Source organism: Paenibacillus sanguinis 2301083 = DSM 16941 (genome assembly GCF_000374825.1).
In the GTDB taxonomy this organism is placed as follows: domain Bacteria; phylum Bacillota; class Bacilli; order Paenibacillales; family Paenibacillaceae; genus Fontibacillus; species Fontibacillus sanguinis.
In genome coordinates this window covers 34,318-54,511 of the sequence record NZ_KB895380.1, presented here as the reverse complement: position 1 = coordinate 54,511, position 20,194 = coordinate 34,318, and the positions used below count along the sequence as shown (strand labels likewise).

Below are 20,194 nucleotides of genomic sequence, written 5' to 3'. Positions count from 1 at the left end.
AAATATTCTGTGCGGATATGCTTTATTTGTTCAAACACCATTAATTTAACATAGGCATATAAAAGGGAGAATGTGCAGGGTGATAAAATACATGGATTATATGATCAGCTCTCAGCCTATACGCCTATTTAATCCGGTGGTGGACGCCAGCAAGCGAAAAATTCCGTCACTGGCCTTGGTTAATGCGGGACATCTGCCCGGGAGAACTTTAAGGCGTGAAGCCGCGAGCTTTCGCTACTGGGCGTTTGTCATGATTGCTGACGGCAGCGGTGATTACCGGGTGGGCGACGGAGAGAAACAGGAAGTTACGGCGGGCTCATGGTTTTGCCTTTACCCCGGGGAGACCTTCCATTACGGACCTCATAAGGGAGGGACTTGGGATGAATATTATTTCACTGTAGAGGGAGAGCGAATTGAGGAGTGGCTGAATAGCTGGCTGCAGCAGCCTGCCCTGGTCAAGAAGGCGGAGGTGGATGATGCTATTGTCAGCCGGATGGAGCTGATGTTCATGCTGATTGATAGCGGGATACCCAGCAATCTGGATCGGTCTGCTCTGCTGCTGGAATCGCTGCTCTATGAACTAATGTCCCAGACTGATCAGGTGGAAGCGGGGAATCGGGGGCGATTTGCGCTTAAGGTTATTGAGGATATTTCCAATTCCATCTTCACCAATCCCCCGCCAGAGGAGATCGCGGCCCGGCATCATATCTCCGTCTCCACGCTGCGGCGCATTGTTCATGAATATACCGGCTACCCGTTAAATGAATTTCTGCATCGGCTGAAGGCGGCCGAAGCCAAGCGAATTCTGCTCAATACAGAGCTGAGCGTTAAGGAGATCGGAGAGACGCTGGGGTATACAGACACGTTTTATTTCTCGCGTGTATTCAAGCGGATTACCGGCGTCTCTCCACGAAATTATCGTAACCGCGGGGAGCAATAGACACTTCGTGAGCGAAAGATAGCTTTTGGACACGGCTCCTTATGATAGAATAAAGAAAATGGTAGTGAAGGTGGTTGACCTGATGGAACTTCGTGATGCAGTAGAGGCAATTGGACGAATTCGCCGCAATATCGGCGAGGTGGTAGTGGGCAAGAGCGAGGTGGTGGATCTGCTGTTGGCCGCGTTGCTGGGGGATGGACATGTTCTGCTGGAGGATGTGCCCGGTACTGGCAAGACGCTGCTGGCGAAAGCGCTTGCGAAGTCGCTGGGCGGTGAGTTCAAGCGTATCCAGTTCACGCCCGACCTGCTTCCTTCAGACCTCAGCGGAATCCATTTCTACAATCAGAAGCTGGGGGAATTTGAATTTCGTCCGGGCCCGCTGTTCACAAATGTTTTGCTGGCCGATGAGATTAACCGGGCGACTCCACGAACGCAATCCAGCCTGCTGGAATGTATGGAGGAACGTCAGGTAACGATTGACGGGGACACCCATATCCTGAGGGCTCCATTTCTGGTCATGGCTACGCAAAATCCCATTGATCAGCAAGGAACTTTCCCTTTGCCAGAGGCGCAGCTAGATCGGTTCCTCATGCGCATATCGATGGGATATCCTACGGCTGATGAAGGGGTTGCCATTCTGCAGCGCTTCCGGGAGCATCAGCCGCTGCAAGGGCTGCAGGCGGCAGCTTCGGCAGAAGAAGTGGCGGCAGCTCAGGCGTATGCCCGTTCCCTGCGGGTGCAGGACGACTTGCTTGCTTATATCGTCGCGATCACGGAGGCGACGCGCAAGCATGCGGATGTGAAGCTGGGAGCCAGCCCCCGGGCCAGTATGGCGCTATTGCGCGCATCCCAGGGATATGCCCTGGTTCAGGGACGGGATTACGTGACGCCCGATGATATCAAGGCGGTGGCGGAGCCTGTGCTGGCACACCGGCTGTTGATGCGCCACGGACTGGCGCCTGCGGACAATCCGGCGGGCGAAGCGGTACGTCAGGTGCTGGCAGCAACGACGGTTCCAGCCGAGACGCTGGCTCCGGTAAAGGGGAGCAGGTGAACTGACTCATGCAGCTTACGTGGTTTATCGTAAGTGTGGCCTTGATCTTTGGCGTAGTTGCGCTCTTGTATCGTTACAGAGCGCTCAAGGGGATACATTACAATCGCTTCTTTAGCGAGCAGACCGTTTTTGAAGGGGATACCGTGGAGATGGTGGAGGTCATCGCCAATGCCAAGCTCTTGCCTCTGCCTTGGCTGCGGCTTGAATCGAGCATGTCGGCGGCTCTGACCTTTGGTCGACAGAGCAATTTGACCATCCATGCCGGGGATATCTATCAGAATCATAGCAGCTTGTTTTACCTGCGCCCCTATCGGCAAATTACCCGCCGCCATGAGATTATCTGCTCTCGCCGGGGACAATACCGGCTGGACACGGCTACGATGACGACAGGAGACCCGCTGGGCCTCAGCAGGCAATCTAAGCAATTCCCTCTGAAGCTGGAGCTGCTGGTCTATCCGCAAATTTTACCTTTGCCCAAGCTGCCTTTGCCCAATCATAGCTGGCTGGGGGAGCTACCTGTGCGGCGATGGATCGGCGAGGACCCGTTTCTCATTTCGGGTATTCGTCAGTATCGCCCCGGTGATTCGCTAGGCAGCATCAATTGGAATGCAACGGCCCGTACTGGAGAATTGCAGGTGCATCATCATGACTACACGGCCGACCACCGGCTGATGATCTGTCTGAATCTCGAAGTGAGCGACTCCATGTGGAGAACGGTTACCGATCCCGAGCGCATCGAGCTTGGATTGCGTTATGCGGCCACAATTGCTGAATACGCCCAGCGCAATGGCCTGGCTGCAGGCTTCCTAAGCAATGCACGTCTGGCCGACGGTCCACGTGAGCCTGTGCGCATCGCCCCGGCGGTGTCTTCCGATCAGCTTACCCTGCTGCTGGAAGCAATGGCCAGGCTCGTTCTGGACAAGACGGCCTCGATGATTCGCCTGCTGGAGATGGAGCTGGCTGCGGGCGGCACGGATATGGACTATCTGATCATCTCCTGTCATCAGGGCGAGAAGCTGCGCGAGCTTGCCGACCAATTGCGTCTGAACGGCAATGGGGTCGAATGGATGGTGATCCCCGAATCCGAGCAGGTACTGAGACAAGCTTGAGCCATCGGGAAGCAAGATGTTTATTTGCTGCCTGGGGCAAGAGCTTTACGACGAACAAATTGGAGCCAGTCTCTTCCCGCTCGCAAAATTTCTTTGTAGCCCGGCGGGCGGACGAGATAATAAGGGGTCACGACAGCCCCCCAGTTCGTCTTGGATTGAGCGACAGATGGGATGTTGGCTCCGGCAAAGTCGAATTCGGCAAAACCGCTGGCAGATAAATCCAGCAGGGCAAAGCTCTGCGATTGCTGGACCACCCCCCGATTCAGATGCTCTGTTTTGCTGGCGGCGATCCAGCCGAAGGCACGCTGGCCGTCCAGCGAAACAATAACGCTTGCGCTTGCCGGTTCCCCGGAAGGAGCATAGCACACATACGCGCGAAAGGCCTGTTTCCCCAGCAAACTTTGCACGCGTTCAAGGTCTTGCAGACTGAGCTGATGGCTGAAGCCCTGGCGCAGTTCGGTGCCTTCCAGGCATTGATGCACCTCCGTCATGTCCTCGGTGATGGCAGTTCGATAGCCGGCAGCCTGGGCTTTTTTGGCTTTGGCCCGAATCTCTGTACTGGTCTGGCTCAGGTCGAAGGGCAGCTTGGTGATGTACGTGTATTTAACCTCGCCTTTGAAGCCGTTCCACAGAAACGGCCGGATATCAGTGACTTCCGGGGGGAATACAAAGCTGGCCCCCCGCTGCCCCGCCAGCATGTCCGGGAGCATAGCTCCTGCCACCTCATGCCATTGCCGATCCAGCTTGAACCGCTTGTCCGTTGGTGTGGAGTGGAAGGCAAAGGGGTGATATGGGTTCAGGGGCGGCAGATAGAGTCGTCCCTTTTTATCGTAAAATAACATGCCCCTTCCGTTGGCCGCCGAGTTAGGGGCATTCCACTCGGCCACTTCTGCACGGCAACCCCATTTCCCAGCATGAAATTCAGCCCATTTTCCCCATAGTTCCCATGTATCCATCGTTATTGAATTCGCTCCCTCCATCAAGACGTTATTGCCAATCTATGATCTTGTCCTCCTGAATATGTGCGCAGCCGCCAATAATTAAATAGTATAAGTACCGCTTCTCTTGGGATTTGTTCATTGACTATACTAAGAGAACAATAGTCTCGCTTATCCTGATAAAGGGGGAGATGAAATTGATTGACGCAACAAAGCTGGGGGGCGCGCGGAAATGGTAGAATCGATGATTTAACTTGAACGGGAAATCCTCCAGCTAATATTGGCTTTTTCGGCGATTCTAAGCAATTTTCTGGAATTCCTCCATATAATTTGGCCTACATCGCCAGAAATGGTCTTAGAATGAGGATTTATGGGATTTTTTCCAGTTAAGCACTTAAATGCAGCTTTATTGCGCAAAATTAGTGGGAGGATTTCAGACTGTTGAGAAAGGGCGTAACGTACCATTACTATGGAGTTCAGAAGTGCGGTGAAAAAACAGCCTAACGGTCGTTTATTCGCCGCACTTTTATTTTGGGTTGAACTGAGAATCTGATGAAAATCAACGTTGCGCGGTCTAAACCGGACAGGCCGCGAATATAAACACAATAATAGCAAAAGTTTTGGTAGACGATAGAACCGTTGACGAAAGGAAAAAAGATATGCCGGAAATGAAGGGAACCCTTGTCATCTCGCTGGATTTCGAATTGTATTGGGGGCTTCGCGATCTGTATAGCCTGGAGGAATACCAAGCGAAGTGGTTGCGAGAAAGGGAGACGATTCCTCGCATACTAGATTTGTTTCGGCAGGCGGGAGTTCATGCAACCTGGGCTACGGTGGGGTTGTTGTTCTTTAACAACTATGCAGAACTGTCGACCAGTCTGCCCCGGCTTCGCCCGACCTATACGGACCACCGTTTGTCACCCTATGAGGATATGGATGAGAGATTCATCGGAGAAGGAGAACAGGCAGCGCCCTACAGCTATGCGGCCTCGCTGATCAGGCAAATCTGCGCCACTCCGGGGCAAGCCATCGGTTCGCACACCTTCTCCCATTACTACTGCCGGGAGCCTGGGCAGACGACGGAGCAATTTTATAGTGATTTGCGGGCGGCACAGCAAGCGGCCTGGCAGCAGGGGATTACCCTCCGCAGCCTGGTGCTGCCACGCAATCAGTGGCAACCCAGTTATATGGACGAACTGGGGGAGTATGGCTTCCTCAGCTACCGTGGCAATCCTGAACACCCTCTATACCAGCAAGGGTATTCAACGAGCGACTCGCTTTGGCACAGAGCGCTTCGCCTGGCGGACAGCTATTTCAACCTGACCGGACACCATACCTATAACTTTGAAAATCTTGACGCTACCATTCCGGTTAACTTGCCAGCCAGTTTTTTCTTCCGTACGCCACCTGGTCTGTTGCGCTGGCTTGAGCCGCTGCGGCTGAGGAGGATCAAGCAGAGCATGATACACGCGGCACAGCAAGGTGAGGTGTACCATCTCTGGCTGCATCCCTACAATGCCGTGGGATCGGGGCTTAAGTCGCTGGAAGCGCTGATGCGGCATTATTCGCAACTGTCTGCGCAATACGGGATGACCAGCTTGAACATGGAGGAATTGGCCGACCTTATATTGGAGAGAAGCGGAGATTGATTGACAAGCATTTATGAGAAAACCAACCATTTACGGGCAAGCCAACAAGATGAGAGCCATGCTGCCATAGTGACAGGTGCGGGTAGCTGCCGAAGGTACTATGCTTCCTGACAAGGATAGGCCCAAGGACGAACGGGCCTTGAGATGAAGGATACAAATGAATGAGGTGAATAAGGCGTGGATATGGATTTTTTATGGCGGTCGGTCAGAGGCCATCCGCTAGCTTTCTGGCTTGTTGTAACAGGCTGTATTGGCTTGGCGGTGCTGGTGAATGAGGTGATGCCTCCTGCTTACCGGGCCAATGTCAGCTTGGTTGCTAATATAACCTCCAACCCTGAATCCAGCACATACAACGAGTTCCTGGCCAGCCAGATGCTGACCAAGACCTATGAAGACGCTATTCAGAGTCGATCTATTGCGATGCAGGTGAGAAGGCAGGTGGGCGTCTCTGATACCGTCCTGCAATTATTAAAGAACATCAAGGTCCGAACAGACCCCGGCACACTGGTCATTATGCTGTCTTATACCAGTCACGATGCCAAGGAAGCGGTGACCATTGCCAACGCCTTTGCCGAAACATTTATATCCAAATCGCGGGAAATCGTTACTAGTGCCAATGTGTCGATACTGGACAGCGCCAGCCTGGAAGAGACTTCGATACCTGTAAGTCCACGCAAAGAGCTTAATATTGCTTTCGCTGCTTTTGCCGGGCTGTTTGCCGCATTAAGCGTAACGCTCAGCATGGAGCGAAGAGCGGCACGAAAGAAGTCCCAGCGGCACTTGCCGCACGATGATGAGGAGCTTGAAGGAATATTGCTTCGCATTGAACAGAATCAAAAGGGAGGTTCAGCATCATGATTCATTTCGCGATTGTTGGCTGCGGTCATATCGCGGCCAAGCATATGGAGGCCATTGAACGTACAGAGGGCGCCAGGCTTGCAGCGTTATGTGATCCCGATCCGGCCAGGCTGGCAGCCTGGCGTGGGGCAGATTCTGTCTCGCTGTATGCGGATTTCAGTACACTGCTGGAGCAGGAGCGGCAGGTGGAGGCCGTCTGTATTTGTGCCCCAAGCGGCTTGCATGTGCCGCTGGCGCTGGAGGCCATTCGTGCAGGCAAGCATCTGGTGCTGGAGAAGCCAGTAACACTGGACTTGGCCGAGGCCAATCTGCTGCGTCAGGCCTTGGACCAAAGCGGTCTGCGGGCCACCGTCGTTCATCCGAATCGATACCGTCCAGCTATCCGCGAGTTGAAGGCAGCGCTGGAGCAACAGCGCTTTGGCAAGCTAAGCCATATTAATGTGACCGTTCGCTGGAACCGCAGCGATGAGTACTATAACCAGGCTGTCTGGCGGGGAACAAGGGAGATGGACGGCGGTGTGCTGCTAAATCAGGCCATCCACGGTCTGGATTTGCTGCAATGGTTGTTTGGACCGGTGGAAGAGGTCAAATCATTGGTGGCTACGCGCCTGAAGCCTATTGAAGCGGAGGATGTCGCCATTGCCGCACTAAGGCTGGAGAGCGGGGCACTAGGTGTAATCGAAGCAGCAACAACGGTGTACGGCCACAATCTGGAGGAGACGATATCGGTCTTTGGCGAGGACGGATATGCGGTCATTGGCGGCAAGACGGCCAATTGGATCAAGCATTGGGTATGTGCCTCCATGTCCCAGGAAGAGACGGAGGCCTTAATTCGCAGGGTCGAAGCTGACCCGTTTGGCATCCCCGGGCATCAGTGCATCATCGCTGATTTCGTACAAGCGATAGAGGACGGACGAGACCCGGAAATTACACTGGAGGACGGAATCCGGGCGGTCAAGCTGGCTTTGGACATGACCGGCGGGAGCAGCGACGAGCTGGCAGGATCGTTGGGGTGAGTGGTGATCCTGGAACAGCTTCGTCCTGGGAAGACATTTTTTGAACAACCTCTAAAAGGGGAGATATAGGATGGCAGGAACAAGAGCCGGGCTTATAAATCAGGAGGCTAACGGCAGCGAGCAGGCTGTGCTGCTGCGCAGGCTGGAGGATAAAACAGCGGTTATTGGGGTCATTGGCCTGGGTTACGTGGGTTTGCCCCTGGCGGTTGAGAAAGCCAAGGCGGGATATCAGGTTATCGGCTTTGATATTCAAAGCCGCAAGATCGAGCTGCTTAATCGCGGCCACAACTATATTGGCGATGTAGTGGATGAGGATTTACGCAGCATCATAGAGGAAGGGAGACTGCGGGCCACCGCCGATTATCGTTTCTTAAGCGAGGTAGATGCGGTGGCTATCTGTGTGCCTACCCCGCTTGATATCTATCAGCAGCCGGACACCAGCTATGTGGAGAGCTCTGCCAGGGAAGTGGCCCGCTTCCTGCATCCGGGCATGTTGGTGGTGCTGGAAAGCACGACCTATCCTGGTACAACAGAGGAACTGATACGGCCTATATTGGAGAACACCGGCCTGCGCTGCGGGGTGGACTTCTTCCTGGCCTATTCGCCGGAAAGAGTGGACCCAGGCAACAAAACCTACAACACCAAAAATACTCCGAAGGTCATTGGCGGGGTCACGGAGGCCTGTTCTCTTGTCGCCAGGACGTTGTATCGTCAGGTGCTGAACGGGGAGGTACATGTGGTGTCCAGCCCGGCTGTGGCGGAGATGGAGAAAATTTATGAGAATACATTCCGGCACATCAATATTGCACTGGCCAATGAAATGGCCATTCTGTGCAGCCGGATGGGCATCAATGTGTGGGAGGTTATCGAAGCGGCAAAATCCAAGCCCTACGGGTTTATGGCCTTCTATCCCGGTCCGGGGCTAGGCGGGCATTGCATCCCGGTCGATCCCTTTTATCTGACCTGGAAGGCACGGGAATATGGCTATCATACACGTCTGATTGAACTGGCGGGTGAAATTAACAACGGCATGCCGGAATTCGTTGTGCAGAAGATCGCACATATTTTAAATGGTGAAGCTAAGGCGCTGCGGGGCTCTGTCGTGCATCTGCTGGGCGTGGCCTATAAGAAGGATATCGATGATTATCGGGAATCTCCGGTATTGAAAATGATTACGCTGCTGGAAGAGCAGGGAGCCATGGTGCGAGTCAGCGATACCCATATTCCGGAGTTCAAGCATCGGGGAATCCGGTACGCCTGCGAGGCAGTTACAGAACATCGTCTCTCCGAAGCGGATGTCGTTGTAATTACGACCGATCATACCGGTTTCGACTATGAGTTAATTGCGCGAACTAGCCGCAGCTTGCTGGACACCCGCAATGCGATGAAGGATATGGGCAAGCCGGAACGTTATTATTTGCTCTAGAAGAGAAGTGCGATGAATAAGTTGCCTAGACAAAATTCAGACGGAGGTAGACGAAATGAACGGATATATACACGAGACGGCCATCGTTGACCCGGGTGCTCAGCTTGGGGAAGGAACAAGGGTCTGGCATTTTTCCCATGTCTCTGCGACATCGGTTATCGGAGCAAGGTGCAGCCTGGGGCAAAACGTATATGTAGCTGACCATGTGCGGATCGGCAACGGTGTGAAGATTCAAAACAATGTGTCCGTATATCAGGGAGTGACCCTGGAGGATGACGTATTTTGCGGGCCAAGCATTGTATTTACAAATGTCAGGACACCGCGGTCAGCATTTCCGCGGGCAAGCAGCGAAGACTATTTGGCGACACGGGTAAAACGAGGCGCTTCCATCGGGGCCAATGCCACGGTGGTATGTGGCGTGACCGTTGGTGAGTGGGCAATGATCGCGGCCGGCTCCGTCGTGACCCGGGATGTTCAGCCTTACGCGCTCATTGCAGGGGTACCCGGACGACGGATCGGCTGGGCTTGTCGCTGCGGGACCAGGCTGGGATTTAGCGGCGGGGATGCAAAATGCGGTGACTGCGGACGGGAATACGGCCTGCAGCGGGATGCCGTAACCATCAAAGGGGAGGATGAAGCCTAATGAAAATGACGCGAATCCCTTTACTGGATTTACGCCAGGAGATAGCTGAATTGAAGCCCCGGCTTCTGCGAGCAATGGAGGACGTGCTGGATGGAGGCACCTTCATCATGGGGGCTCAGGTAAAGCAGCTGGAAGCCGAGCTTGCCGCCTACCTGGGGACCCAACATGCGATTACATTGAATTCGGGGACAGACGCCCTGGTAATTGCCTTGCTTGCGGCTGGAATTGGCCCGGGAGATGAAGTCATTACCACTCCGTTCACTTTCTTCGCCACAGCCGAGGCGATCAGCCGCGTCGGGGCGGTTCCGGTCTTTGCCGATGTCGATCCACTGACGTATAACCTGGACCTGGACGCCGTGGAAGCAGTGCTGACTCCGCAGACCAAGGGGGTGATTCCGGTGCATTTGTTTGGTCGGCCGCTTGACATGGACAGGTTGATGAGCCTGGCTGATCAACACGGTCTGATCATCATTGAGGATACCGCGCAAGCCTTTGGGGCCGAGGTCAATGGCAAGAAGGCAGGCACGATCGGCCATATCGGCTGCTACTCCTTTTTTCCATCCAAGAACCTGGGCGCATACGGAGACGGCGGACTCCTGACCACAGATGATCCGAAGCTGGCCGAGGCGGCAGCGATGCTGCGGACCCATGGCTCGAAGCGCAAGTATTATAACGAAGCCATAGGCTTCAATTCGCGACTGGACGAGTTGCAGGCGGCCATTCTGCGAGTGAAGCTGCCCCGGATTGATGTGCAAAATGAAGAACGCCGCCGGGCCGCAGCCCGTTATGACGAACTGCTTGGGGATATTGCCGGTCTCATGCTGCCGGGAGCGGTACCATCTTCAGCACAGCAGGTATTCCATCAATATACGGTACGGGTACTTCATGGACGTCGGGATGAGCTGCAAGCCGCGCTAGCCGCTGCGGGCATCAGCACGATGGTCTACTATCCGCTGCCGCTGCACAGGTTGCCGGTTTATGCTGACAGCAAGCCTGTTGTGCCGTTGGCCGAGCTTTTAGCACAAGAGGTGCTGTCTCTTCCGATCTGGCCGCAGATGGACGAAGCTGTACAAAGCTTGGTTGCGCAGCAAATTCGCAATGTGCTGTGCACTTGAACCTATGTCAACCGACTTTTCAAAAGGGACGAGGATGTGAAATATGCCGAAGAAAGCTTCCATAAGCCTCATCCTCCGCTTCATGCACAGCCGTACCGGACAGCTCCGCGAGCTGCTGCGCTCCGCGAACCTGCCTGTTCTCTGGCACAAGCTCAGAAATAATGGATTTCTGCGCAATGTTTTCGTGCTGGCCGGAGGAACGATTATTAGCCAAATTATCGTACTGGCCACCTTGCCGATTTTGACCAGACTATATTCCCCGACCGAGTACGGCACCTACTCCATGTACCTCTCCATCATTGGCATTCTGCTCATGGTCATTTCCTTCTCCTACGAGAACGCCATCACCCTGCCGGAAGATGATCAAACGGCCTCCAGCGTCTTGTCCTTGTCTCTGCGCATCTGTATCGGGGTCAGCATTGCCAGCGGGATCGGCATTCATATTCTGGAGGAACCGTTGTCCTCCTGGCTGCATGAGTCTTATCTGACCCACTATTACATGTTTTTCATCGTAAGTCTGTTTGGAGCCGGATTTTATCAAATTCTGAACTTCTGGTCCATTCGCAAAAAATATTTCAAGCAACTGGCGCGAACGAAATATACACAGAGTCTGAGCCAGATTTCCTCCCAAATTGGACTGAGCTTGTTTCAACTGGGCCCGCTGGGCTTGATTATCGGCGACATTGTAGGCCGTTTTGGCGGATTGCTGCCGCAGTGGCGATTATGGAGGAGAGATGTTAAACGCCAGGACATCGCCTCGGATTGGACAGATTTGAAGGAGACGGCCTACCGCTATCGGCGCTTTCCTATCTTATCGATGTCGGCGGGGCTGCTGAACAGTATTGGCCTGTACGTGCCAACGATTTTGCTGGCTTCGTTTTACGGGCCGCAGGTTGCGGGATGGTTTGCCTTATGCCAGCGCATCCTCGGTTCGCCCATGACATTGATTATGACTTCGGTACGCAGCGTGTATCTGGCAGAATCAGCGGATCATATGATCCATAATCCCAGTCGGCTGTACCCCTTATTCCGAAAGACGGTTCGAAATGTCTTCCTGTTTGGCCTGCTTGCTATTTTGCTGATTGTCGCGGTGGGACCTTATCTGTTTGCTTTCCTGTTCGGTGAGGAGTGGGCCAGGTCGGGCAGCTTTATCCGCCTGCTCTCGGTCATGTACCTAAGCCAGTTTGTGGCCAACTCGGTTGGCTCGACCATCGATGTGATGGAGAGGCAGGACTTGCACTTATACCGTGAAATTATCCGTACATTGCTTATTTTGGGCTCGCTTTACCTGGCCTGGCGAACGAATCAATCCGCTGATCACGCGATCGGATGGTTCAGCGCTGCTTCTACGCTGGGATATGCCCTGCATTTGGGATTATCCTGGCACTCTGTACGCAAATACAAGGTGAAGGCGGACGAAGAAATGGCGGAAGGAGAATCACTACCCAGCAAGGAGCGGGATAACGAATGCTGATTGTACATGCGCCTCCTGCGCGGAGCGCGGAAAGAGAATATATTTGCCGGGTGTTGCTGGGCGAATTCCTTGGTCTTGATTACCGAATCGTATACGAAAGAGACCGGAAAAATGAAGTCCTCCTTGTTCTGGATCAGGCTGGGTCTTCCGCAGCAGGGCCGCGCCGAGGATTACGTATGCCGGATGTGCTGCTTAGCATCCCGCAGGAGCATTGGCTTAAGCCAGCTTCGTTACCGGTGCTGCCGTTGGATCGTTTTGTGCCGCCAGGCGGCGATTTTGTAGCCGAGGGTGAAAAATTACCTGTGATTTATGGCCGAAAGGGGGCTTCGGGTCGCTATATGGAGTGGCAGGCTAATGATCTTTACCTGGGACTGGACGTGTTCGGCAGCAGCCTGTTTATGCTGACCAGGTATGAGGAGGTGGTCCAGGGGGAGAGAAAATTCGACCGTCACGGGCGATTCCCGGCCAGCAACTCTCTGGCCTGGCGGGAGTCGTTCCTACACCTGCCTATTGTGAACGCCTATGTGGAATGCATGTGGAAGCTGCTGACCCGGTTAGAGCCAGGACTGGTGCGCAAGAGACGAGAGCCTTCCGTTCGTCTCACTCATGATGTCGATTTCCCCTTTTATGTATATGGTCGCAGCCGGATCAGCATGCTCCGGGAGGTGGCCATGGACTTGATTCGCCGTAAGGATACGGAAGCTGCGCGACATAAGGCTGCTATGCTGCTCCGTCCTGACCGCTTGGACCAGGACCCATACAATACGTTCACATGGCTGATGGATCTGAGTGAGCAGGCCGGTTTACGAAGTGCGTTTTATTTTATTGCCAGGGACAGGTACTCTCCTTCGGGCCTTGATGGCAACTACGCGGTGAATGACCCGGCTGTAGGACAACTGCTGCGGGATATTCATGCACGGGGGCACGAAATCGGACTTCACCCCGGGTATCGGACCTTTCTGAATCCGGCGCTGATTCGCAAGCAATTTGAAAGGCTGCAGGAGGTTGCCGCAGCTCATGGAATTCATTCCTCAAGCTGGGGAGGAAGGCAGCATTATTTGCGCTGGCGGGCCCCGGAGACCTGGCAGTTCTGGGAGGATGCCGGTCTGGCTTACGACAGCACTCTGGGTTACGCCGAGCATGCCGGATTCCGTGCAGGGGTGTGCTACGAATATCCGGTGTTTAATTTGAAAACCCGCCGCGAGCTGGCGCTGCGGGAGCGGCCGCTCATTGCGATGGACCAGACGTTGCTGCACCCGGAGTACATGGGACTGACACCGGGCCAGGCCTATGAAGCACTGTGCCGCTTGTACAGGCAGTGCCGGAAATATAACGGTGAATTCACGTTGCTATGGCATAATAGCCAACTCCTGAAAAGCTCTCACCGGGCTTTATATCGCAAATTGCTGCTAGAGCTGCTGAAGCCGGATTTCGGTAAGGAGGGATAGGGATGAGGATCGCCTACCTGATTCATTGGAACGAAGGGCCGGAGAGTGGGGTATTCAAGAAAGTGGTGGCCCAGGCTTCAGCCTGGCGGGCGCTGGGGCATGAGGTGTCCCTGTTCCTGTTCAGCCGAAAAACGGCAAAATTATGGAACGTAGCAGACACCGCTGGTATTTCCGTGGTGTGTGAGATGTATTCAGGACGCTGGGGGAGAATGGCCCGGTTCAAGGCGCTGGCAGAACGGCTTTGTTCCTGGCAGCCGGACATTATATATCATCGCTTTGATCTGTATTATGCCAAGCTGCCCTCCTTGCTGAGAGCGTTCCCCTCTGTGCTGGAGATTAACACCAACGATGTGGCTGAACTGGCACTGGAGCGGCGGGGCAGGGGCTGGCTGCGCTATACCTATCATCGGCTGACGCGTGGCTGGGTGCTGCGGGCAGCCGGCGGCCTTGTCTTCGTCAGTCGCGAGTTGGCGAAGGCCAAGGTATTCCGGTGTTATGCGAGGAGAGCAATTGTTATTGGCAATGGCATCGGGCTGGCAGAATTCCCCCCGCTGCCCGCTGGATCAAATAATCAAAGCGTTCATCCAGAGGTGTCCGCGCAAAGGCAAGAGGGAGTAAGTGCAGACGATATGGGGACGGGGTTGGCTGGGCTGGCTGGGCTAAAGGAGAAAAATGATACGGGGGAGGCAGCCGGTGTGGCTGGTTCCATGCGGCTGGTGTTTATAGGCTCGCCCGGTCAGCCCTGGCAAGGACTGGACGAGATTGCCGGGTGGGCAAGAGCTAAACCTAACTGGCGGTTTGATATCATCGGACCTGAACAGGACGAGCTGGAGCAGTTGACAAATAAACGTCTGCCAAAACGAGGGGCAGGCAGCACTTTGCTCGCTGATGATGGGCCTGAAGTGCCTGTAAATCTGTTCTTCCACGGGATACTCACCCGCTTGGAGTATCAACCGCTGCTGGACCAGGCCGATCTGGCCATCGGTACGTTAGCCCTGTATCGAAAAGGCATGGAAGAGGCCTCACCACTCAAGGTGAGAGAATATCTGGCGAATGGCTTGCCGGTTATTGCTGCCTATAAGGAGACGGATTTCCCCCTATCCGTGCCGTTTATACTGGAGCTGCCCAATAAGCCAGGCAGTGCTGTTCATCACCTAGAGGAGATCGAGCAGTTCGCCGCCAGGTGGAAGGGGCGACGTGTGCCCCGGGCGCTTGTGCAGCATTTGGATACCACGGTCAAGGAGGCGGCCAGAGTGGCTTATATGGAGCGCACCCTTCAGGAGTGGAGGCCGAAGCTGCCCGTATGTATCACCTGGAAGGGCTGGATGGAACAAAGGCCCCGGCAGGGGGAACCTACAGGTGTGGATACCTGGGAAAGAGGGAAGGGATAATGCCGGATATCAGCTTGCTGTGGCTAGCACTGCTGGGGGGAGCGATCATCGTATTTCTCCTGCAGTGCTTGTTGACCTTGAATATGAAGGTGGATAGCGCCTGGATATTTTCTTTTTGCCTATACTTCGATCTGTTTGGCTATTTCAGCAAGCTGGTGCTTCCGGGACCTTCCCTGCTGTTATTGCTTGCCGTTCCGCTTCTGCCCGTTGTCATAGCCTTGCTGCTTCATCCGGAATTGCTGCGGGAGATGTTTGCGAATCAGGGTGTCTGGCTGTGGGGGGTGTTCCTTGCCTACATGCTGGTTACGCTGCTGTGGGCGCCTGTGGATTCAGATGGGCTAATGAAGGAGTTTCTGCTGCTGGCTCGCGGTATTGTTCCTGCCATTTACATGTACATTTTGTATTTGAAACATCGCCGGTTCTCATGGAGTGTGGTTGTCTGGACGGGTCTGGCCTACGCCTTGGCGCATTTGCTGCTTGGCGTATATTCCGCGGAGTATCCGGGACGGCTTACCTTGCCGGGGAGCAACCCCATCTTCAACGCCCGAGCTTCGTTGATTACGGCAACGGTTTGCCTGTGGGCCGGGAAAGCTCCGCTCCCATTAAGACTGTTGACGTTGGGCGCGGCAGTGGCCTCGGCTCTGGCTACAGAGTCCCGCGGCCCTTTGGTCGCTTTCCTGATAGCACATGCCCTTTTCCTTGGTTATTCACTGATTCGCAAATATCGAGAGAAGAGGTTGGGACATCTGTCCAAGTGGACTGTCCCGCTGTTGTTCCTGCTGCTTGCGGCAGGAGGGACGGCTACGCTTTATGCGGAGCCGTTGGCAGATTGGGTGGAGAGCAGCCGATTCCTGGTGCTGTTCGATCGCAATCAGTTGCAAGGCGACGATAATTACATTGGACGGATGGATTTGCAAGCCAAAGCCATGGAAAAGCTGGAGGATTCGCCGTTCTTAGGGGCGGGCCTTGGCAGTGTAACCCCGCCGTTAGCACGGGACTTCCCGCATAATCTGGCACTGGAGATCGCGGCGGAGGGGGGCTTTCTGGGCTTGGCCCTATGGACGCTCGCCGTTCTCTTCTCAGGGCTTGCTGCTCTGCGACAAGCTCCTGTGCTGGCTATTTTGCTGGTGCAGGCAATCGCTTATGCCATGGCAAGCGGGGACTTCGGTTATAACTTTGAGTACGTGATGATCGCCTTTGCCGCACTGATGTTGCTTCCGGCAAGGCGCAAGGAGAGAGGGGCTGCAAGCCATGAATATCTTGTTTGTCATTACCGGGTTCGACCATGCCGGCGCAGAGAATCAGGTGCTGGAGCTTTGTCGGGAGTTACGGGCCAGACATTGCCGCGTAAGGCTGGTGACGATGATTCCACCAACGGCGTATTTACAGGAGCTTGGGGAATTGGGCGTAGAGGTTTACAGCCTGGGGATGCCCAGGGGGGTTCCTGATCCCCGCGCCATCCTTCGGCTGGCTCGCCTGATTCGCGCTGAACGGCCTGATGTGGTGCATAGTCATCTGGTACATGCCAACCTTCTTGCCCGAGTAACTCGCCTGTTTGTACATATGCCGGTATTAATCTGCACGGCCCACAATATCCGTGAGGGGGGACAAGTACGGGAATGGCTGTACCGGCTCACCGACCCGCTCTGTGATGTACTGACCAATGTCAGCCGCGAAGCCGTGCGGACCTATACAGCTCGGCAAATAGCTCCAGCCCGCAAAATCCGCCTGATGGAGAACGGCATTGATCTTGGCCGATTCTCCGGTGTAGAGCCATGGGAGCGGAAGGCGATACGCGCCGAGCTGGGAGCCGGGGAGCAGGCAGGGCGTGACACCTTCGTCTGGCTGGCGGTGGGCCGTCTGGTCCCGGCAAAGGATTATCCGCTGATGCTGCGCGCCTTTGCTGCTGCCAGGAGCAAGGGCTTCCCGGCAAGTCGATTATGGATTGCCGGAATAGGCCCGGAGCGGGAGCGGGTGGAGCAGGAGGCGGCCGCTTTGGGGCTGGCGGATAGCGTAGCCTTACTGGGAATTCGCCAGGATATCCCCCGGCTGATGGCGGCTGCCGATGGCTACGTGATGTCCTCCCGCTGGGAGGGGTTGCCGATTGTGCTGCTGGAGGCTTGCGCGGCCAGGCTGCCCATCGTGGCTACGGCGGTGGGCGGCAATGCCGAGGTGGTGCTGGACGGCAAGAACGGCTACGTCGTGCCGCCTCTGGAAGAGAGAGGGCTGGCGGAAGCGCTGGAGCGGGTGATGGCACTGCCCGCAGAGAAGCGGCGGGCATTGGGACAATGTGGCCGAGAGCATGTGGAGGCTCATTATGCCATGTCACGTGCAGCCGGGCGATGGTTTGCTCTATACGAACAGCTCTCTGGCTGCAAAATGGCTGAGGAAAATGCGACGTTCTACAGCAAAAGGGAGGGTTCCGAAGGATGAAACGAAAAGCAGCGTATATCGCCACCGTCTACTCCCATCTGGCGGCGTTCCATCTCCCCTTCATGGCGGATTTGCGCCGGGATGGAGTTGAAGTCCACGCTTACGCGGCTCCGGATCATTGCCGTGAGGAAGTGAAAGCGGCTGAATTTGACTGCCGGGACCTTCCTTTTAGCCGCCATCCGCTAGCCCCCGGCAACTGGCAGGCGCTAGGGGTACTGATCCGCTCTCTGCGTCAGGAGCAATATGAATTCGTCCATGTACATACTCCCAATGCCGCGGTGATTGTGCGCCTGGCGGTTTGGCTGGCCGGCTTGTTCAGACCCGGGGAGGTCAAAAGAACCCGGCTGGTATATACCGCTCACGGGTTCCATTTCTATCGCGGGGCTCCCTGGCGCAACTGGTTGTTCTACCCGCTGGAGCGAGGCTTGGCCCGGTTGACTGATGTGCTGATCACGATCAATCAGGAGGATGAGCAGCGGGCGCGGTCTTTTCCGGTTCGGGGCCATGTGGCCTATATCTCTGGCGTGGGCGTGGAGATGGAACGATATGCTTCCCCGCAGGCGGATGAAATCTGTCGCTATCGCGCGGAGCTTGATCTGGCCCCGGAGGACTTTGTCATTTTGTGCACGGCTGAGCTGAATGGCAACAAAAATCAGGGCCAATTGCTGGCCGCGGTTCGCGAGCTTCGCCGCCGCGGAATTCCCGCTGTATTGCTGCTGGCGGGCACGGGCCGCTGTGAAGCTTCCTACCGCAAGCTGGCCGCCGAATATGGCTTGACACGGGAGGTCCGCTTGCTTGGCTTCCGCCGCGATATTCCCCGGCTGCTGCATGCGGCAGATGTAGTGGCCTTACTATCGCAGCGCGAGGGATTGCCGAAGGCGCTGCTGGAAGGGATGGCGGCTGGCAAGCCGCTGGTGGCGACCGATGTGCGAGGCAGTCGCGATCTGGTAGCTCCCGGACGGAACGGGTACCTGGTTCCAGTTGGTGATGTGTCTGCTACGGCGGCGGCGTTGACCCGGTTGCATCACGATGCTTCGCGGCGGTGGCGGATGGGGGAGTACAGCCGCAAGCTGGCGGCGCTATATGATCTTGGCGAGATACGCGAAGAGCTTGCCGCTATTTATGCTGGACTGCTCGGCCCGTCGGATAGGCGGCAGACATTTGTTCAGGGGGAAGATCATCAAGGAGAGGAGGAACGGTATGATCAGATTATTTCGTAATAAACAAGCCAAGCTTGTATTGTTGTTGCTTGACGGACTGCTCATCTACGATAGCTATGGGTTGGCAAAGCTGATATTCACCCCAAGCGAAAGGTTGCTATGGGCCGGGAATAGCTCAGGGTATGGATTTGCCTGGGAGATGGTCTGGATGATTCTTTTTACGGTGACGACGTATTATTTTTACAACTTGTATGATCTGGCAGGGCGCAGGAAGCCATCGCAAATGCTGTGGAATTTGCTGCTGGCCCATCTGTTTATTGGTGCGGAGTTCATTGTGCTGAGCTACCTTATGGGAGGCATGGTGATGTCCCCTTACGCTTTATTGGCGGGCTTTGCGATTCAGTTGGGTTTGTCGTTCAGCCTGCGCCTGCTGGTGTTCCTCATCCAGCGTCAAGGGTTTGGCCGCAAAAGAACGATCGCTGTGATCAGCGGGGCCTCCTGCGGCTTTGGAGACTCGGCACTAAGCAGTCTACTGCGTAAGGGCGAGCCTTGGTTCCAGATTGAACGGATTGTTCGGGAGGACGAGCTTCGGGGGGCGCTTCAAGAGGAGGAATGGAGCGGCATGGAGGCCTTGCTGCTCGGGCCGGGATTGTCCGTACAGAAGAAGGAGAAGTGGTCGGCAGCGGCGGGCGAGCGAAATATGGAGGTGGTGATCATTCCTGATTTCTATGAGCTGTATATGGCCGATGCGGAGCCTCAGCAGCTTGATGATCTATTGGTATATTCGCTGTTGCCGCCAAGGTTATCGTTGCCTGAGCGATGTGGCAAGCGTCTATTAGATCTGGTGGCATCCAGCCTGTTATTGCTGCTGGCCTCTCCTGTGCTGCTGGCCCTGTTCCTAGTGATTCCACTATCGTCGCGTGGCAAAGCGCTATATGTTCAGGAGCGGGTTGGCTTCAAGGAACAGTCGTTCCAACTGTTCAAATTCCGCAGCATGGTGGAGGGGGCCGAGGATGACACCGGGCCCGTACTGGCAGGGCGCGGGGATGCGCGAATTACGCCGCTGGGGCAGTTCATCCGCGCTACTCGTCTGGATGAGCTGCCACAGTTGTTCAATGTGCTGCTTGGGCAGATGAGCCTGGTAGGACCCCGGCCGGAGCGGGCTTTCTTCATCTCCCGCTTCAAGGAGGAACTGCCGCATTATGCCTATCGGTTCAGGGTTAAGCCGGGGCTGACGGGTTACGCTCAAGTTATGGCTGGTTATGCGACCACGCCGTCCGACAAGCTGCGTTATGATTTAATGTATATTAAGCAATATTCGTTGCTGCTCGATATCAAAATCTTGTTCCAAACCGTCCGGGTTATGCTCCAGCGGCAACAGGCCGCAGGGGTAGAGACGACTAACCAGATTGAAGTAAGGGGAGGAAACCCTAGTGCAGAAAGCCTCCCGAGCGTTGCTGGAGCGGAAGTGGCTGCGGAGGCTCAGGCTCTTGAAGCGTAGAAGCTTGTCAGCACAATAGCACGAAAGCAAAATGGCACG

At 55.2% G+C, this 20,194-nt stretch carries 17 protein-coding genes and 1 pseudogene; 17 read left to right on the top strand and 1 reads right to left on the bottom strand.

Going from position 1 to position 20,194, the window contains the following annotated elements; genetic code table 11:
- Positions 1-79 precede the first annotated feature (79 nt).
- From C557_RS0109695 to C557_RS0109685, 3 genes are all read left to right on the top strand, one after another.
- Positions 80-940 (top strand): helix-turn-helix domain-containing protein, encoded by an 861-nt coding sequence (locus C557_RS0109695; protein ID WP_026263396.1) that lies wholly within the window; start codon positions 80-82, stop codon positions 938-940.
- An 82-nt stretch (positions 941-1,022) separates the two neighbouring features.
- Entirely contained in the window at positions 1,023-1,994 is a 972-nt protein-coding gene (locus C557_RS0109690; RefSeq protein WP_018751665.1) for an AAA family ATPase, read from the top strand.
- A gap of 8 nt (positions 1,995-2,002) precedes the next feature.
- Positions 2,003-3,103: a DUF58 domain-containing protein gene (locus C557_RS0109685; protein ID WP_018751664.1), complete on the top strand. Its 1,101-nt coding sequence runs from the start codon at positions 2,003-2,005 to the stop codon at positions 3,101-3,103.
- Positions 3,104-3,123: 20 nt separating this feature from the next.
- On the opposite strand, the gene C557_RS0109680 is transcribed toward C557_RS0109685, so the two are convergent.
- Complete coding sequence (locus tag C557_RS0109680; protein WP_169338218.1) at positions 3,124-4,059, bottom strand: GNAT family N-acetyltransferase; 936 nt, start codon at positions 4,057-4,059, stop codon at positions 3,124-3,126.
- A 641-nt stretch (positions 4,060-4,700) separates the two neighbouring features.
- Between C557_RS0109680 and C557_RS0109675 the strand changes: the two genes are divergently transcribed.
- From C557_RS0109675 to C557_RS24150, 14 genes and pseudogenes are all read left to right on the top strand, one after another.
- A complete protein-coding gene (locus C557_RS0109675; protein ID WP_018751662.1) occupies positions 4,701-5,690 on the top strand; it encodes a polysaccharide deacetylase family protein in 990 nt (329 codons plus the stop codon).
- 177 nt (positions 5,691-5,867) lie between these two features.
- Positions 5,868-6,548, top strand: a complete 681-nt coding sequence (locus C557_RS0109670) for a YveK family protein (RefSeq protein ID WP_018751661.1) — start codon at positions 5,868-5,870, stop codon at positions 6,546-6,548.
- Entirely contained in the window at positions 6,545-7,564 is a 1,020-nt protein-coding gene (locus tag C557_RS0109665) for a Gfo/Idh/MocA family protein (protein WP_018751660.1), read from the top strand. Before C557_RS0109670 ends, C557_RS0109665 begins: the two co-directional genes overlap by 4 nt.
- A gap of 70 nt (positions 7,565-7,634) precedes the next feature.
- Complete coding sequence (locus tag C557_RS0109660; protein WP_018751659.1) at positions 7,635-8,990, top strand: nucleotide sugar dehydrogenase; 1,356 nt, start codon at positions 7,635-7,637, stop codon at positions 8,988-8,990.
- 55 nt (positions 8,991-9,045) lie between these two features.
- Positions 9,046-9,633 (top strand): acyltransferase, encoded by a 588-nt coding sequence (locus C557_RS0109655; RefSeq protein WP_018751658.1) that lies wholly within the window; start codon positions 9,046-9,048, stop codon positions 9,631-9,633.
- Entirely contained in the window at positions 9,633-10,748 is a 1,116-nt protein-coding gene (locus C557_RS0109650) for an aminotransferase class I/II-fold pyridoxal phosphate-dependent enzyme (RefSeq protein WP_018751657.1), read from the top strand. The genes C557_RS0109655 and C557_RS0109650 overlap by 1 nt, the downstream gene beginning before the upstream one ends.
- 43 nt (positions 10,749-10,791) lie before the next feature.
- On the top strand, positions 10,792-12,222 hold the full coding sequence (locus C557_RS0109645; RefSeq protein WP_018751656.1) for a lipopolysaccharide biosynthesis protein: 1,431 nt from the start codon (positions 10,792-10,794) through the stop codon (positions 12,220-12,222).
- Entirely contained in the window at positions 12,216-13,670 is a 1,455-nt protein-coding gene (locus C557_RS23280) for a polysaccharide deacetylase family protein (protein WP_018751655.1), read from the top strand. The genes C557_RS0109645 and C557_RS23280 overlap by 7 nt, the downstream gene beginning before the upstream one ends.
- Before the next feature lie 2 nt (positions 13,671-13,672).
- Entirely contained in the window at positions 13,673-15,061 is a 1,389-nt protein-coding gene (locus C557_RS0109635) for a glycosyltransferase (protein ID WP_018751654.1), read from the top strand.
- Entirely contained in the window at positions 14,974-16,509 is a 1,536-nt protein-coding gene (locus C557_RS25430; RefSeq protein WP_083930109.1) for an O-antigen ligase family protein, read from the top strand. Before C557_RS0109635 ends, C557_RS25430 begins: the two co-directional genes overlap by 88 nt.
- A pseudogene (locus C557_RS25425) lies at positions 16,412-16,759 on the top strand (glycosyltransferase); the annotation flags it as partial. The gene C557_RS25430 and the pseudogene C557_RS25425, both read left to right, overlap by 98 nt.
- A gap of 33 nt (positions 16,760-16,792) precedes the next feature.
- Entirely contained in the window at positions 16,793-17,494 is a 702-nt protein-coding gene (locus C557_RS25420; protein ID WP_276202655.1) for a glycosyltransferase, read from the top strand.
- Positions 17,491-18,714, top strand: coding sequence for a glycosyltransferase family 4 protein (locus C557_RS23270; RefSeq protein ID WP_018751651.1), 1,224 nt, complete (start codon positions 17,491-17,493; stop codon positions 18,712-18,714). Before C557_RS25420 ends, C557_RS23270 begins: the two co-directional genes overlap by 4 nt.
- Complete coding sequence (locus C557_RS24150; RefSeq protein WP_018751650.1) at positions 18,695-20,155, top strand: exopolysaccharide biosynthesis polyprenyl glycosylphosphotransferase; 1,461 nt, start codon at positions 18,695-18,697, stop codon at positions 20,153-20,155. Before C557_RS23270 ends, C557_RS24150 begins: the two co-directional genes overlap by 20 nt.
- Positions 20,156-20,194 lie beyond the last annotated feature (39 nt).